Source organism: Candidatus Poriferisodalis sp. (assembly GCF_965204125.1).
GTDB lineage: Bacteria > Actinomycetota > Acidimicrobiia > Acidimicrobiales > Poriferisodalaceae > Poriferisodalis.
Genome location: NZ_OZ241968.1, coordinates 1,108,505 through 1,122,145 on the forward strand (window position 1 = coordinate 1,108,505; position 13,641 = coordinate 1,122,145).

At 65.8% G+C, this 13,641-nt stretch carries 18 protein-coding genes; 11 read left to right on the forward strand and 7 right to left on the reverse strand.

The annotated features are described in order from the left end of the window. The first annotated feature begins 15 nt into the window (after positions 1 to 15). From ACOGXD_RS05110 to ACOGXD_RS05130, 5 genes are all read left to right on the forward strand, one after another. Complete coding sequence (locus tag ACOGXD_RS05110) at positions 16 to 831, forward strand: ParA family protein (protein ID WP_419917356.1); 816 nt, start codon at positions 16 to 18, stop codon at positions 829 to 831. Continuing rightward, positions 828 to 1,325, forward strand: coding sequence for a hypothetical protein (locus ACOGXD_RS05115; RefSeq protein WP_419916831.1), 498 nt, complete (start codon positions 828 to 830; stop codon positions 1,323 to 1,325). The genes ACOGXD_RS05110 and ACOGXD_RS05115 overlap by 4 nt, the downstream gene beginning before the upstream one ends. Positions 1,326 to 1,636: 311 nt before the next feature. Beyond that, positions 1,637 to 2,074, forward strand: coding sequence for a hypothetical protein (locus tag ACOGXD_RS05120; RefSeq protein WP_419916832.1), 438 nt, complete (start codon positions 1,637 to 1,639; stop codon positions 2,072 to 2,074). Positions 2,075 to 2,233: 159 nt separating this feature from the next. Further along, the gene (locus tag ACOGXD_RS05125) at positions 2,234 to 2,515 is read left to right on the forward strand and encodes a type II toxin-antitoxin system prevent-host-death family antitoxin (protein WP_419916833.1); all 282 of its coding nucleotides are present in this window, start codon (positions 2,234 to 2,236) and stop codon (positions 2,513 to 2,515) included. After that, on the forward strand, positions 2,512 to 2,925 hold the full coding sequence (locus ACOGXD_RS05130) for a type II toxin-antitoxin system VapC family toxin (RefSeq protein WP_419916834.1): 414 nt from the start codon (positions 2,512 to 2,514) through the stop codon (positions 2,923 to 2,925). The genes ACOGXD_RS05125 and ACOGXD_RS05130 overlap by 4 nt, the downstream gene beginning before the upstream one ends. Positions 2,926 to 2,967: 42 nt before the next feature. Here the strand turns inward: ACOGXD_RS05130 and ACOGXD_RS05135 are convergent, their stop codons facing one another. From ACOGXD_RS05135 to ACOGXD_RS05160, 6 genes are all read right to left on the reverse strand, one after another. Further along, complete coding sequence (locus ACOGXD_RS05135; RefSeq protein ID WP_419916835.1) at positions 2,968 to 3,678, reverse strand: fibronectin type III domain-containing protein; 711 nt, start codon at positions 3,676 to 3,678, stop codon at positions 2,968 to 2,970. 131 nt (positions 3,679 to 3,809) lie between these two features. Then, positions 3,810 to 4,139: a hypothetical protein gene (locus ACOGXD_RS05140; RefSeq protein ID WP_419916836.1), complete on the reverse strand. Its 330-nt coding sequence runs from the start codon at positions 4,137 to 4,139 to the stop codon at positions 3,810 to 3,812. Between the two features lie 207 nt (positions 4,140 to 4,346). Then, positions 4,347 to 7,160, reverse strand: coding sequence for a cell wall-binding repeat-containing protein (locus ACOGXD_RS05145; RefSeq protein ID WP_419916837.1), 2,814 nt, complete (start codon positions 7,158 to 7,160; stop codon positions 4,347 to 4,349). 88 nt (positions 7,161 to 7,248) lie between these two features. Continuing rightward, entirely contained in the window at positions 7,249 to 7,917 is a 669-nt protein-coding gene (locus tag ACOGXD_RS05150) for a hypothetical protein (RefSeq protein WP_419916838.1), read from the reverse strand. Beyond that, the gene (locus ACOGXD_RS05155; RefSeq protein ID WP_419916839.1) at positions 7,898 to 8,095 is read right to left on the reverse strand and encodes a hypothetical protein; all 198 of its coding nucleotides are present in this window, start codon (positions 8,093 to 8,095) and stop codon (positions 7,898 to 7,900) included. The genes ACOGXD_RS05150 and ACOGXD_RS05155 overlap by 20 nt, the downstream gene beginning before the upstream one ends. Positions 8,096 to 8,246: 151 nt before the next feature. Next, positions 8,247 to 8,492, reverse strand: a complete 246-nt coding sequence (locus ACOGXD_RS05160) for a hypothetical protein (RefSeq protein WP_419916840.1) — start codon at positions 8,490 to 8,492, stop codon at positions 8,247 to 8,249. A 163-nt stretch (positions 8,493 to 8,655) separates the two neighbouring features. Here ACOGXD_RS05160 and ACOGXD_RS05165 point away from each other — a divergent pair, with 163 nt between their 5' ends. The 6 genes from ACOGXD_RS05165 to ACOGXD_RS05190 all read left to right on the forward strand — a co-directional run bounded on the left by ACOGXD_RS05165 (position 8,656) and on the right by ACOGXD_RS05190 (position 13,129). Beyond that, positions 8,656 to 8,850 carry a hypothetical protein gene (locus ACOGXD_RS05165; protein WP_419916841.1) on the forward strand — a complete coding sequence of 65 codons (195 nt, stop codon included), beginning with the start codon at positions 8,656 to 8,658 and terminating at the stop codon, positions 8,848 to 8,850. A gap of 252 nt (positions 8,851 to 9,102) precedes the next feature. After that, positions 9,103 to 9,501, forward strand: coding sequence for a VOC family protein (locus tag ACOGXD_RS05170; protein WP_419916842.1), 399 nt, complete (start codon positions 9,103 to 9,105; stop codon positions 9,499 to 9,501). 223 nt (positions 9,502 to 9,724) lie between these two features. Continuing rightward, a complete protein-coding gene (locus ACOGXD_RS05175) occupies positions 9,725 to 10,909 on the forward strand; it encodes an ATP-binding protein (RefSeq protein ID WP_419916843.1) in 1,185 nt (394 codons plus the stop codon). Between the two features lie 44 nt (positions 10,910 to 10,953). Further along, complete coding sequence (locus ACOGXD_RS05180; protein ID WP_419916844.1) at positions 10,954 to 11,253, forward strand: hypothetical protein; 300 nt, start codon at positions 10,954 to 10,956, stop codon at positions 11,251 to 11,253. Next, complete coding sequence (locus ACOGXD_RS05185; RefSeq protein WP_419916845.1) at positions 11,237 to 11,617, forward strand: hypothetical protein; 381 nt, start codon at positions 11,237 to 11,239, stop codon at positions 11,615 to 11,617. The genes ACOGXD_RS05180 and ACOGXD_RS05185 overlap by 17 nt, the downstream gene beginning before the upstream one ends. 219 nt (positions 11,618 to 11,836) lie before the next feature. Then, positions 11,837 to 13,129: an RCC1 domain-containing protein gene (locus tag ACOGXD_RS05190; RefSeq protein WP_419916846.1), complete on the forward strand. Its 1,293-nt coding sequence runs from the start codon at positions 11,837 to 11,839 to the stop codon at positions 13,127 to 13,129. A gap of 79 nt (positions 13,130 to 13,208) precedes the next feature. On the opposite strand, the gene ACOGXD_RS05195 is transcribed toward ACOGXD_RS05190, so the two are convergent. After that, the gene (locus tag ACOGXD_RS05195) at positions 13,209 to 13,394 is read right to left on the reverse strand and encodes a hypothetical protein (protein WP_419916847.1); all 186 of its coding nucleotides are present in this window, start codon (positions 13,392 to 13,394) and stop codon (positions 13,209 to 13,211) included. Between the last annotated feature and the right edge of the window lie 247 nt (positions 13,395 to 13,641).

The following is a 13,641-nucleotide window of genomic DNA, read 5'->3' on the forward strand; positions in this document are numbered from 1 at the left end:
GTCTCCGTGATCAACATGAAGGGCGGCGTCGGCAAGACGACGATCGCAACGCTGCTCTGTCGGCACCTTGCGCGAACCCACAAGGTCCTAGCGATCGACTTGGACCCTCAGGCGAACATGTCCCAGGCGCTCATGGGTGAGGCTGGTTACCGGCGGTTCATGGATGACGAGTCGCCGTCGGTGGTTGAGGTGTTCAAGGGATATCAGCCTCCGCGCAGCGCGGCCTCGCCGACCCCGCTGGACCCGGCCGATGTAGCACGGACAATTCCGGGCCGCGGCGAGAAACTGCGCATCATTCCTTCTCGCTTCGATTTCTCCGACAACCTGTGTGAGGCGACGAGAACGGACGATCAGGCCCTAGCGCGCTTCATCGCAGATGGATTCGATGACATCGACATTGTCTTGATCGACTGTGCTCCAACGGAGTCGGTTCTCACGCGGGCTGCCTATCACGCCTCGCGGTATGTGCTAGTTCCCGTTCGCCCCGAGTACTTCGCCACCATCGGATTCCCGCTACTGCACAGATCGTTGGAGGGGTTTAGGAAGCAGAACCCCGGTCACGAGCTCGATGTGCTCGGCATCGTGATCAACGATGCCGGGTACAAGGGCGGAAATGATGGTGGACCCGAAAAGGCACAAGCCATGACCGACATCAGGGGCGAAGCCGCAAAGCACAGCTGGCGGATCTTCTCCAAGCAGCTCCCGTACTCCCGTGGGTTCCCAAAGATGATGCGAGGAAATTACAGCCGGCTCGGTAACGCCAGAAGGTCGTTCTACGCTCTTGAACGGGAACTGCGCCGCACGTTGTCTGAGGAGGGATACCTGCTGTGACGGGAGACCGACTCGTTGCCTCGCTGCGAGAGCTCGTGCGAGAACACGGGCTCGAGCAGGTGAGCCGATCGCTTCACGAGATTGGCGGGCTCGACGGCCAGGCCCAGGACGCCGCGCCTAGTTCCGGCAGATCAGCACAGCGTGCTGTCGGTCCGAGAGTCAAGCGGAAGCGTGCAGCCACCGCCCTAGAGCGCGTCGAGAAGATGGATCTTCCGAGCGAGACTGCCGACGATGTCGTGCAGCTCGCAAAGCGGTTCGACGAGAAATCCTTCATGCCGACCTTCGGCGACATCGCTCACTTCTGCAGTGTCTATGACATCGAGGTGCCGGCGTCGAGGTCCCGTGCCTCCGCGATAGCACGTGTCTTCAGCACCATCGCGGCCATGAGCGCCGAGGACATCCGGATACTGGTCGACTACGGCGCGTTCTCCGGCCCGGCGCGTCTCGGCCCGATATCTGACGCAATCGCCCGCCGCAGCCGAACGCAAGCGTAAGAACCCACTGCTGCGCTCCGCGACAGCGACCTCACCGTCATGGCGGCTCTCACGGTTGAGGCAACGGACAAGGCCCGCATAGGCACCTCCAAGCAAGCACGAACTGCGCTCAGGCGAGCGTCGACGTCGGCAGCGGTGTTCCGTGTGCGGCGGCACCGGACTGCATGCAGCAGACTCGTCGATGCCATTAATTCGGTGCAGGTTCCTGAGCCTTTCGGGCTACGGTGTGACTGCCTCGTTGCCCGGCTCATGCGGCGACCTTCCTGGAACCAGATGTGCGCTGTCAGCGCCGCAGAGCCGAAGGAGGCCCGATGCCCGCACCCGTCGAGACGACCGCCGCGATGACCGAACCGGCCCCACAGCACACGCCCGCTGTCGGCAGCGAGGCGGCGCGGCAGGGCGTGTCGCCGAATGTGGTGATGGGCGTGTTCGGCGGGCTGCTGACCACGCTGCTGGGAGCGCTGATCGGTTTGATGATGTGGCAGTTCAGCTCGCTGGGCGGCCGCATCGACGCTCAAGGCGCGCGCATCGACAGCCTCAGTACCGAGCTGCGCGCTGAGCTGCGCGCCGAGATCGGCGGCCTGCGGACCGAGCTGCGGAACGAGCTGCGCGCCGAGATCGGCGGCCTGCGGGCTGAGATGCAGGCGGGCTTCCGGGAGATCAACGCGATTCTGCTGGACCACACCGACCGTCTCGCTCGCCTCGAGGCCGCCGCAGGGCTGCCCCGCAGCGCCGACGCCCCCCAATAGGGACCGGCTGCACGAACAGCGCGCTGAGGCTGAGCCCCGTGATGCTGCGCAGCAGATTGCCGAAGTTGGTTCGTTGCGGTTCGCTCGACGTCGAGGCGGCTGGTCGGGCTATGAGCCAGTCCGCTGGCTAGATTGTCTGTCTAGATTGTAGTGGCGTCGATGCAGGGGGTCATTGTGGCGGATGCAGCGCAGATGTGGCAATTGCAGGACGCCAAGAACCGGTTCAGCGCCGTTGTCGAGGCGGCGCTGGGCGGCGAGCCGCAGCATGTGACGCGGCGAGGCCAGCCCGTGGTCGTGGTGGTGGCGGTGGATGAGTTCGAGCGGCTCTGCCGGCTCGACAGTGCTGCCGCGCCCACGTTCGGCCGCCTGCTGGCCGCCATGCCGACCGACGGCGGCGAATTCGAGCGGCTCGATGTGTCACCCAGGGACATCGAGCTGTGAGCTTGCTGCTCGACACCGATGTTCTCTCGGCGCTGCGCCGTCGCCACCGGAACCCGTCGGTCGTCGGGTGGCTGGAGAGCCAACGCACAGCCGACCTGCATCTCAGCGTGGTGACCATCGGCGAGATCGAGCGCGGCATTGCCCGCCAGCGCGATCGCGACCCCGCATTCGCCCTGGAACTCGCCGACTGGCTCGACAAGGTGCTCACCTGGTACGGCGACCGCGTGCTCCCCGTCGATACCGGCACGGCTCGGCGGTGGGGCCGCCTCGTTGAGCTGCTCGGGCATGCGAATGCCGACCTCTTGATCGCCGCCACGGCACTCGAGCACGGGCTCACCGTGGTCACCCGCAACACCCGCGACTTCGAGCCAACCGGAGCAAAGGTGCTCAACCCCTTCGGTGACGCATAGCCTGCGGCGCGGGCGGGCTGTCAGCTCGGCTCCGGGTTGGATCTATTGAGACGGAGCCACTCGAACGACCAGGCGGTCCTTTCTCTGCTCCTCGGTCGGAGGCGGCTGGGTTTCCTGCTCGCCGTCGGACTCATCTGAGTCGTCTGGCGGCTCGTTGCTGGGCCCAGATGCGCTGGCCGTCGGCTGGCTCGGCGGGGTGCTGGCCGGCGGCGTCTCGTCATGACTCGAGCGTTGCCCGACCGACCCGTCGTCGGACTCCTTGTCGTCGCTGACCGGCAGCGACTGCTTGTCCCAATTGAGGCTCCCAGCCGGTGCCGCTGGGGTGTCGGCGCGCACATAGGCCGACCACCCGCTCAACCCGGCCGAGTTGCGTGCCTTGATGCGGTAGAAGTACGTCGACGACGGCGAGACTCCGTAGTCGACAAACGACCTGACGCTGCTGCCGAGGAGATCCGCCACGACGGCATAGGTGCTGGCGGCGCCGTCGCTGTGGTCGCGTCGGAGCACCTGGTAGCCGGTCACGCTGCCGTCGTCCGACGCAGTCCACGAGAGCGTCACCGAGCTGTGCGTCGCCGCGGCCACCGAGAGCCCTTGTGGTGCGGGCGGGCGATCAGATTCCTGCGCTGCAGCCGGCGTGCCCGGCACGATCAGAGTGAGCACGGCGAGCGCCGCCAGCGCGCTCACCGACGCACGGCGCCGCAGCGAGCCGCGTCGAGCGCTGGCCTCGTCGATCGTCTCTCGCAGTTCTCGCATACGCATCTCCTAGCAAGCAGAAAATAGTCTGTGCAACTACCAAAAGCCGGACGCGAAGAGCCCCGGGGTTTCGGCCCGTGGTCGCCCGCTTTCGGTCCCCGGTGTTGGCTAGTGCGGCGTCTCTGCGCTGGTCAGCCGCGCAGCCACTCGGTGATGGCAACGACTGCCGCAAGGGCACAGAGCATCTCGATCGGCACCCAGAACGCCAGCCGGCTGATCTGCTTGCTGAGGGAGGCAATGTCCTCGCGGCGTTCCTTGCGGTCGGCCTCGCATTGGGCGGCGTGTGCTCGGCGGTCGGCCTCGCATTGGGCGGCGTGTGCTCGGCGGTCGGCCTCGCATTGGGCGGCCAGTTCTTGGAGGTCGGCCTGGCGCTGGTTGGACATCATGAGCGAGAACTTCGAGAACTCTGCTGACAGGTGCCCTTGGCGACCAGGTCCGACAGCGGTGCCGGAGCGAGGCACGACATCACGAACTCCGCTGTCTGTTCGTCGGTCTGCTCACGCAGCAGATTGTAGAAGTTGGTGCGTTGCTGTTCCGGAGTCCCGGAAGTTGACGACCGCAGACGCGAAGAGCCCCGGGGCCGAAACCCCGGGGCTCCTTCGTTGTTGGTCTTTGCCGATCAGGCGGGCAATCCCCCGATCAGTTCAGGTCAACTGTGCAGTAACTCGCTAGTTGCGGGCCTTGATGCTGCTCGTCTGGGAGATCCGAAGATCCGACTTTCCGTTCTTGGACTCGTCAGCCGGTTCGTTGGGATCGTCAGGTGCGTAGCCGGTGGCCACATGCGCCACCAAAGCCCTTGCCTGGTCGCCGGCTTTGTTGGCATCTGCGTCAGTTGCAGCTTCAGCGCCAGCAAGGGTAAGGACGCGATCCCGGTCCATCGGCATGTATGCGACCGAGGCCGTTTCCATCTCGTAGCGCACCGTCTTGCTCGGCGCGGTGCCGACGAGGGTGCCGGTACCCGCATCGGTACCCAGTAAGGCGATCAGCTCCGACTGGGTGTCCGCGTCCTCGTTGTTGCGGTTGCGGGCAAGGGTGCGGGCGAAGATGTCCGCGAGCAGTTCGTCATCGACGTGCGTGGCGATGTAGGCGCCGAAGCGGACTTCGATAGCGAACTGCGTCCGACCCGCACCAGTGGCCGAAGCCGCCGCATCGCGGTCATCAGCAGCGTTCGACGGTGTCAACGCGGTCGTTGCGACGGCGTCACAGCCGGTGCCAGCGGAGAAGCGCTCATCGAAGGCGCTGTTGGCCTTCAGTGCTGCCAGCAGGCTGCCAACGGTCGCCGGGCCGTTCACGAACCGGACCGTCACCGTCTTGCCCTTGGTGTCGACTCGCACGTCGATGTCGCTTGCCTTTTCGGCGCTGTAGGTGCTCGGAGTGTCGAACACAACACTCCACGCATTGCCTGCGGCACCTGCGGCATCGCCGCTCGCCTTGGCCGTGATGGTGATCGCATTGTCACCCGTGGCACCCACGCTGTCCGGCACAGTCCAAACGTTCTGCGCGCTGTACAGCGGGTTGCTCAAGAGCACCGACGTGATGCGCGGGCTCTTCGGCTCGGCGATCGCCCGACCCGTCGTCGAGGCATTCACATTCTCGGAGGTGTCAGCAAGAGCGCCCGACTTGATCGTCAGACGGTCGCCAACCACCAACGTGTCCGCGGTCGCGTTGCCGCCGGCATCAGCTGCGCGGGTCACCGCGACGGTTGCCGTCGTCTCGCCGGCAGTGTGCGTCACCGCGCCCAGCGTCGCAGTGCCCTTGCCCGACGTGAACGTCAGTTCGTCCGCGGTGATCTCAGCACCGGAATCAAGCCCACCAGCATCGGCGATCCGGATCTGGAACGCCGTCTCGTTGGCGATACCGATGATGGTCACCTTGGGCCTCGTCGTGTCCGCGGGTGCCGCGACCACCTTCTCAGGAGTGACCGGCGCGAGCCTGCGCTGATCGGACTGCGTGCCGAACGTATGAACCGAAGAGGCAGCTGAAAGCGTGTCGCCATTCGTCAGAGCCTTGCTGAGGGTCACATCGACCCTGCGCGGCGTGCACACGCCGGTAATCGTCGCCGTCGTCGCAGTAGCAACCTGCGCCACGGCACCGTTCACCTCGACGATGTCTCGCACCTTCGCCAGCAACTCCGCATCAGTGCCTGCCACATCGTCGCTGAAGTACAGCGAGAAGGCCGTGCCAGGCCGCACCGGATCGTCCGCGTTGATCTTGTTGTCGCGGTTGGTGTCGGTCGTCGCGCCGATGCCCACCGACAGAGAACCCGACGACGCGGCCGCGTCGATGGCCGCAGCCATGACGTCTGCGCTCACTGCGGCTGTACCGCCGATGGCGACAATGCCCAGCGCGAGCTTGCTGCCACCGACGACCTGCGGCGTGGCCGCGAGATAGTCGCGCACCGAAGCCGGCAACGTGTCGCCGACGATCAGCGGCGTCACCAGATCGCCATTGGCCAACGTCGAGGCAAGCACCGGAGCGGCAGCGACGCCGTCCGGGTTGCCGCGCACCAGCACCACGCGGTTGGTCGACACCGGCGCCAAGTCATCGCCGCAGCCGTTGCCAGCGAGCTTGGCCAGCTCTACCGACACCGCCGCAGCGGAGTCGCCGTCGACTCGGGCCACCGTGTCAACACCGAGCGTGGTCAGCGCAGACGCGACACCAGCCGACACCGTGTCCGTGCCGCCGATGATCTGCACATGTTCCACGTCGTTCTTGTCGATGTAGTCGGCTGTCGCGTCAGGCAGCTCATCGGCAAGGGTCATCAACACCGGGAGCTGCAGCCGGTATGCGGTCGTCTGGACGGCCACGCCGAACGGCAAGGCGTCGGAGCTGCCGTTGATGAGCACTGCGCTCACAGCGTCGGTTCCGCACCACGACGACTCAGCTTCGATCATCCCGGCGACTGCAGCAGCCGTCCCGTACCGATCAGCGCCCGCAATGCGGGTGACCGTCGGCTTCGACAACAGACCCTCGATCGCGCCCAAGGTCGCGTCGCCCACTGCGGCCGAGCCGCCCAAGACGTACACCGTCTTAACGTCATAGTCCTCGATGAAGTCAGCGACGCCGCCATGCAGGCTGCCCGTAGGGGTCAGCAGGATCGGGGCGTCGGCATAACCGGCAAAACCGGCAACGGAGATGGAGTCGACCAAGGTCTCGCCCGAAGCAATGAAGACGGCCGGCACGGCACCAAGACCGCCCTTGTTCGTGGCGAAATTCTTGGCAAGGCGGAGCGCAGTGTCGTAACGATCCTGACCCGCGAATTCACGGGCATCGTCGACCAGCACTTCGCTTGCTGTGTTTGCGGCCTGGGCTGGGGATCCCGCTACGACCGCGAGCACCGATGCAATGAGCATCGCCGCCAGGATCGCAGCGAGGGAACGCCTGCCTCGCCGCTTCGAGTAGGTAGTCAAGGTTATGTTTCTCCTTGTTCGGCTCCTTCCCGTGCGATCTCGAGCCCTGACAGCTCGCCCGGCGGCCGCCAAGGCGTTAGATCAGAAGCCGTCGCACCGTCAGGTGACGGCCGGGCGAGACGGCTGAGGCTCGGCGGCGGCGAAGCGCCGTGCCCAGCGCCTATTCGTGGACCGTCCAACCGAGGCTCATCAAGGCCTCGGCAGCCACACTGGGTTTGTCTCGCACTGCTGCTCTGAGCTGTTGCTCGTGGAACCTCTCGCGTGATTGGCTGAGCCGCTGCTGCCAGCCGTCACGGGCATCCACAAGTCTCTCGACAATGCAGAACTCGATGATGTCCTCGAGGCTCGGCCGATACCTGCGGCCCCCGACGGGCAAGTGCAGAGCGGTCGGCTTGTCCTTGCCGCGGCCGACGACGTCAAGAATCCCCTGCAAGCGCTTGGCCTTGCCGTCGATGTGCAGGTGCGCTGCCGGGTAGTTGTTGTCGGCATCGCGCTCGTAGTGATACGCGAAGGCGCTCTTGTGCTGAACGTAGAGCCCGTACGTGCTCTTGATGTTGGCCAGATGACGGCTCTCGTCGTCCATTCGCAGCGCATGGAACACACGCAGGGACAGCTTTGCCGGTGTACGTGAGATCTTCAGCGGAATGGATTCGCCCCGGCGGTTTATGCGGTCCAGCTTGTAGGTGACTATCGCCTGCCCGTGCGAACCGAGCGTGTACAGCCCGCAGTCCAATCGGATGCCGTCAGTGACGGTGCCATTGAGCACATCCGCTGTCTCGCCGGCGAACTGCTTCGCCTGGCGCTCCAGGTCACGCTGTAGCTGGTTCAAAGGACGAGATGACGAGCCACACGTCGCGGGCCTTCGCGCTCTCGAAACGGCCGGCTTGGGCCTGCGCCTGCAGCTGCTCCCAAGTGCAACCGACATCATCGAGCATGCGCTGATTGCCTTCGCGGACATCGTCGTCGGTGTAATGGATGACCTTGACATCGTCGCCGCTGTCGCTCATGCCAATACACCTCCCCGGCACGCCGTCCTACAGCACCGCAGTGTACGGGCGACTCCAAGGCAGGTCGGCTGAGCGGTCAGCAGATCGCTCGATCATGGGTGACCGACCGTGCCGATGTCCAACGATTTTCACGCGCCCGAGCAGCCAAGGTTCAGCCTCTCCTTGTTCGGCTCCTTTCCGTGCGATCTCGAGCCCTGACAGTCCCCGAGCGTCTCAGCGCAAGGCGCTCGGGTTGCCTCGATGGCGCAGCCCGATACAGAGCGTGCGACGCGGCGAACTGTTGGCCCCGCGGCCGACGCGCGTACTCAAGCGCAGGAATCAGGTCCGTGTCGCCCGAGACAACTATCGCAACGTCGTACAGGTCGTCACAGGCGCCAAGGGCGATGTCGAGTGCCATCAGGACATCGATGCCCTTCTCCTCGGCGCGCTATTTGCTCGGTCTGTTCATCGACCATTCGATGGGCTGGTAGCGCAGCGGAACGCTGATCGGGCTGCGGGGCAGAAGCACCACTTGGTTCCCCGCGTGGCAGTTCGACGCTGGCTCGCGATCGGTTCGCCCTGTGGTCGCCGAGATCGTCGCCGCGTTCAGGGACTATCTCGATTCCGCCGACCCGCAGATCGTCGCCGCGTGGGCCACCACCGCCCAGCACGACGACCTCGACGGCAGCACACCGGCGGCGTGGATCGCCCAAGGCCTCGACAACCGGTCAGTCGTCCGCTCGGCTGACCAGGCAGCGCTTCGCCTCGCCCAATGACCGCCGACTGGCGGCAGTTCGGCATCCAAGTGCTGCCGACCCTGACACTGGAATAGAACCCAAAACCCGGAACTCGCGGCGCCGGGACATGCGTAAGCCCCGGCTCCCGTCCTAGGCACTCCTGGCGGAGTCTCGGACTGGCCCTCCGGGGCTTGCGACTTCCTCGCAGAGCAACACTGCGAGACTCATCCAACCTATAGCCAACGGCCTGCACCGCTGCGAGCGGCGATGGCTTAACGAGGAGACCGCCCCATGGCAAAGTCCATCGGCTTTCACATCCTGTTCCAGAACGGGCAGGCGAAACAGGCTTTGGAGCGCTACGGCGAGATTTTCGACGACTACACGCTCGATCGCCTCGACCTCTACCAAGGCGACGGCGACGGGCCGGCCGGCCAAGTGAAGGTTGCCGAATTCCGAGTGCTGGGCAGGCGATTTGTCTGCATCGACTCCCCGATCCAGCACGAGTGGGACATGACGCCTGGCATCGCGCCGTTCATCGAATGCGACGACGACCCCGAGCTCGAGCAGCTCTTCGATGCGCTCGCCGACGGCGGCACGGTCTACATGCCCCTCGGCGACTACGGGTTCGGACGGCGCTTCGGCTGGGTCGAGGACCGATTCGGCGTGTCCTGGCTCCTCAACATCACCTGACCGGCGCCGCCTCGCGGCCTCAAGATCTCCTGTGGCTGTTCTCAGATAGGAGCTGAGTCGTGCCGGCGTGATCGTTACAGCGACGCGTTGCAGATCAAACGTTGACAGCTGACTCGCCAGCCGTAAGCTCTCGATCGAAGACCCCGGAACCGTCAATGCTTCGGCAAACGGCCGGGGTTACGCCTTTTCGGACAGCAAACACGAGGCTCCTGCCGAAAAGTGCATGGCTATATATCAGAATTCGGCTATTTTTGCAGGAATGCAGTACGAACGGCTGACCCAGGTACCGGATCGGAGCTTTTTCCTGCTGGGGATGCGAGGGATCGGCAAGAGCACATGGGCGCGTCGCGCCCTGCCCGACGCGCTGCGCTTGGACCTGCTCGACGAGGCGCTGTTCACCGACCTGCTGGGGGACCCGTCGCTGTTCGGCCACCTGCTGTCGGGCGTCGAGCGCGGCCGATGGGTGGTGGTGGACGAGGTGCAGCGCATCCCGAGCCTGCTCAACGAGGTGCACCGGCACATCGAGGACCGCGGGGTGCTGTTCGCGCTGCTCGGCTCGAGTGCCCGCAAGCTGAAATCGGCCGGCACCAACTTGCTGGCCGGACGTGCGCTGCGCAAGGAGATGCACCCGTTCACCCCCGCCGAGCTCGGCGACAGCTTCGACCTCGACGAGGCGCTGGCGTGGGGGACGATCCCGCTGGTGTGGGCGGCCTCAGAGCGCCGCGAGGTCCTGACCAGCTACACCCAGATGTACCTGCGAGAGGAGATCCGGTCCGAAGCGGCGGTGCGCAACCTGGCGGGGTTCGTGCGGTTCCTGCCCGTGGCCGGGCTGATGCACGGCCAGAGCATCAACGCAGCGTCGATCGCCCGGGACACCGGCGTTGCCCGCCCGACCGTCAGCGGCTACCTGGAGCTGCTCGACGACACGCTGCTGGCGGTCAGGCTGCCGGCGTTCGAGGCCAAGCTGCGCGTGCGCGAGCGGCGACGCCCGAAGCTGTACTGGGCCGACCCGGGGCTCGTGCGCGCCGTCAAGCGCCAGCTCGGGCCCGTCGCCGCCGAAGAGCGCGGCGCGCTGCTCGAAGGCTGGGTGCTGGGCCTGCTGCGAGCCCACAACGAGCAACAGCACCTCTACGACGACATCGGCTACTGGGCGGCCACAGAATCCTCCGCCGAAGTCGACTTCGTGCTCACACGCCACCACGAGCACCTCGGCATCGAGGTCAAGGCCGCCGAGCGCTACAACACCTCAATGCTCAAAGGGCTGCGCGCCCTGGCGGATCTGCCGGGCCTGCGCCGCCGCGTGCTGGCATACCGCGGCCAGCGATCCTTCCGCACCGAAGACGGCATCGACGTGTGGACCATGCCCCAACTCCACCACGCCCTCGCCGCCGACGAACTCTGGCCCTGACAGCCCTCTCGCCCGCCGGAAATTGGGCGGAATAAGATAAAGGTATGACTAAGCGCCGCATCACGGTCACCATCGATGAAGACCTCCTGGAAGCTGCCGGCGCCGCTGTGAGCGCCGGGGATGCTTCCTCGGTGAGTGCATGGATCAACGAGGCACTGGCCGACAAGTGCGAGCAGCGGCGGCTGCTCGATGCCCTCGGCGAGGCAATAGCCGACTACGAGGCCGAGTTCGGCAAGATCACCCTGGAGCAAGTCGAGGAACGGCGCCGCCTTGATCGCGAAGAGGCGGAGCGGTTCCGCATCGAATGGCAGCAGCGGAGAGCCGAGCGTGAGCTTGGTGCTTGATGCGGGGGCACTGATCGCCCTCGAACGCGACGAGCAGGTGCTCTGGGAACGTGTGGAGGTTGCTCATCTGACCGGCCGTCCCCCGCTGACCCATGGCGGCGTGGTGGCGCAGGTGTGGCGGGGCGGTTCAGGGCGTCAAGCCCGGCTGGCGAAAGCGCTGCTGGGTACTCGCGTTGTGCCGCTCAACGATGAGCTGGGCCGCCGGGCAGGTGTGTTGCTGGCGCGGACAGGCCTTGTCGATGCCATCGATGCCGCGCTCGTCGCCCTGTGCCAAGGAGGCGACCAGATAGTGACCTCTGACCCTCACGACATAGCGGCGCTCGCCGACGCGGCCCGCATCGACATCGACATCGTGCGCGCATAGACGCCAGCGCTCGCGCCGGGCTGCGCCTGCCCAACGCCATCGTGCTCGAGACCGCCGTACGCCACGACGCCCGGGCGCTCGCCACCCTCGACACCCAACTCGCAACCGCCGCCGGCACCCACAACATCGAAGCGCTCACCGCCGACGCATAGTCACCTCATTCGCCCGCCACCACATGTCGGGCTGATCACTAGGGTCCGCCGGGTGCGGTGTACGAGGATGGCTGTGCTGCTGGTGCTCGTCGGAATTACAGCGCTCGGCGCTGCCATTGTGCCGTCGGCAACGGTCACCGCAGCAGCCAGTGACGACGCCGGCAGCGCCTCGACGCTCGAGCCCCCCACGTCGTACCCGGCCATCGAGGGGCCGCGCAGCGGCGACATGCTCCTTGCTGCATCACGTGGACGCACTTGCATGGTGCGTGTGGACCGCACGGTGACGTGCTGGGGCGACCATGGCTTGCGGCAGCGGTTGAGTGTTGCGGGCCTGCACGACGTCGTTGCGCTGACCAGTGGCGACGAGACCTTCGGTGGACGCCAGCAGCTGCACGTGTGTGCACTGCATGCGGCGGGGACTGTCTCCTGCTGGGGTTCGGGGGGCTGGGGGCAACTCGGGCAGGGCGACGGCGACGATCACTACACGCCGGTGAGGGTGCGAGGCCTCGATGACGCCGTGGCAATATCTGCAGGGCTGAGATTCACCTGTGCGGTGCATCGCGACGGCGGCGTCTCCTGCTGGGGATCGAACTATTTCGGCGAGATAGGCCACGGCCTCGAGGAAACTGAGTTCCGCCGCCCCACGCGAGTGCCAGGCGTGACCGATGCCGTCGCAATCAGCTCTGGCAACGATTCGACCTGCGTCATCCACGGCAGCGGCGGGGTGACGTGCTGGGGGTGGGGAGCGTTCGAAGGACCGCCCCGCGCTGTCGATGGGCTCCGCGGCGTGACGGCCATCTCCATTGGCGGAGAATTCACCTGCGTTGTGGTCGCGGGAGGAGAGGTCTCTTGCTGGTCCACCTATTTCGATCCCATCACGCCCTGGAAGATGGACGGTTTGCGAGACGTCGTTGACGTGGCCATGGGATTCGGCACCGGTTGCGCAGTTCATCGCGACGGCGGCGTCTCCTGCTGGGGGGACAACAACGTGGGACAGGTGGGGGACGGCACGAGAGAGGCGCGAACCGAACCCGTGCGGCTCGCGGACATCACCGACGCGATCGACGTGAGCCTCGGTCGGCAGACCACCGAAGTGACCGCTCACTCATGCGTGCTGCACCGTGACGGCGGGGTTTCGTGCTGGGGAGGCAATGACCGGGGCCAGCTCGGCGACGGCACGAGCGAGCATCGGCCGTACCCGCAACGCGCCGAGGTATTCACGTCGTTTCCGACCGATGAGTCACCAGAGCTCGACCGGGACCTGCTGCTGGCTTGGATAGATAACGCGACCGGAGGGCACAAGGCAGAGTTCCCCTGGCACTGGGCCGCTTGGGACTACACCCGGCACCGGAACGGGTAACGCATCGCAGGCATCGGCGCCAAGCGTAAAGCCGGGAACGCAGCGCGCACCGACCGTCTCGCCCGGCTCGAAACCTCGGTCAGCCGACTGGCACAGGGTGGCTGTCACCGCCGACCCCGGTCCAGGACTTTCGGGTGTCCTTCTCTACGCCTTGTGCAAGGCCTGCGGCCACCAGCGTGTCGCGCTGAACGCTGTCGGGCACGTCGACGGTGCCGAGATCGTAGGTCTTGCCCTCGAATTCCGCTGTGAACTTGATTTCACTCATTGGCTCTTCTCCTCTGTTTGACTGGGTCCCGCTGCTGGAGTCGAACCAGCAATGCGACCATCCGGGGGCGGACCGCCATCGGCAGTCCTCCCGATCAGGGTGGATATGGGGCCTCGCTGGGTCTCGCGACGCTGGATAGCGCACGTGTGGTTCTTGTTCGACCGCCGCATCAGCCGGGCAGCGAGGCACCCACAACGTAGCCCTACCGGCTCCGAAACCTGCACCAAACTCAGCGACCCCACCGTCA

Bases quoted from the DNA above. Each gene is read 5' to 3' on its own strand.
- ACOGXD_RS05135 (WP_419916835.1), bottom strand. From the start codon at position 3,678: ATGCGAGAACTGCGAGAGACGATCGACGAGGCCAGCGCTCGACGCGGC.
- ACOGXD_RS05120 (WP_419916832.1), top strand. From the start codon at position 1,637: ATGCCCGCACCCGTCGAGACGACCGCCGCGATGACCGAACCGGCCCCA.
- ACOGXD_RS05155 (WP_419916839.1), bottom strand. From the start codon at position 8,095: ATGAGCGACAGCGGCGACGATGTCAAGGTCATCCATTACACCGACGAC.
- ACOGXD_RS05170 (WP_419916842.1), top strand. From the start codon at position 9,103: ATGGCAAAGTCCATCGGCTTTCACATCCTGTTCCAGAACGGGCAGGCG.
- ACOGXD_RS05180 (WP_419916844.1), top strand. From the start codon at position 10,954: ATGACTAAGCGCCGCATCACGGTCACCATCGATGAAGACCTCCTGGAA.
- ACOGXD_RS05175 (WP_419916843.1), top strand. From the start codon at position 9,725: ATGGCTATATATCAGAATTCGGCTATTTTTGCAGGAATGCAGTACGAA.
- ACOGXD_RS05190 (WP_419916846.1), top strand. From the start codon at position 11,837: ATGGCTGTGCTGCTGGTGCTCGTCGGAATTACAGCGCTCGGCGCTGCC.
- ACOGXD_RS05110 (WP_419917356.1), top strand. From the start codon at position 16: ATGAAGGGCGGCGTCGGCAAGACGACGATCGCAACGCTGCTCTGTCGG.
- ACOGXD_RS05160 (WP_419916840.1), bottom strand. From the start codon at position 8,492: ATGGCACTCGACATCGCCCTTGGCGCCTGTGACGACCTGTACGACGTT.
- ACOGXD_RS05195 (WP_419916847.1), bottom strand. From the start codon at position 13,394: ATGAGTGAAATCAAGTTCACAGCGGAATTCGAGGGCAAGACCTACGAT.
- ACOGXD_RS05125 (WP_419916833.1), top strand. From the start codon at position 2,234: ATGCAGGGGGTCATTGTGGCGGATGCAGCGCAGATGTGGCAATTGCAG.